Genomic DNA, 553 nt, shown 5'->3' on the forward strand with positions numbered 1-553 from the left:
AAAAATCCAACCAGATGGGAGAACGGTGGATTGTGTAATCAAAACCACAAAAAAGGGGTCACATTTACTCCTTGGAGGCCATGTGTGCCATCAGGTCACATACACGGTTGCTGTAACCAAACTCGTTGTCATACCATGTGACCAGCTTGACAAAGTGATCATTGAGGGCAATGCCAGCACCAGCATCAAAGATGGAGGACCGCACATCCCCGTTGAAGTCACTGGATACCACCTGGTCCTCTGTATATCCCAGAATGCCTTTCATTGGTCCATCAGCTGCAGCCTTGACCACTTTCTTGATTGCATCATAACTGGCAGGTTTCTCAAGACGGACCGTTAGATCCACCACGGACACATTGGGTGTGGGGACACGGAAGGCCATACCAGTAAGCTTGCCATTGAGCTCAGGAATGACTTTGCCCACAGCCTTGGCAGCCCCGGTGGAGGCTGGGATGATGTTCTGACTGGCACCGCGGCCATCCCTCCACAGTTTCCCAGACGGCCCATCCACGGTCTTCTGTGTGGCTGTGATGGCATGAACAGTGCTCATAAG

General features: G+C 51.9%; 1 pseudogene. It reads right to left on the reverse strand.

The window, feature by feature from the left end:
* Positions 1 to 64: 64 nt before the first annotated feature.
* Positions 65 to 553, reverse strand: a pseudogene (locus tag DK870_RS29245) (type I glyceraldehyde-3-phosphate dehydrogenase); the annotation flags it as partial.

Source organism: Pseudomonas sp. Q1, assembly GCF_009935975.1.
Lineage (GTDB): Bacteria > Pseudomonadota > Gammaproteobacteria > Pseudomonadales > Pseudomonadaceae > Aquipseudomonas > Aquipseudomonas palleroniana.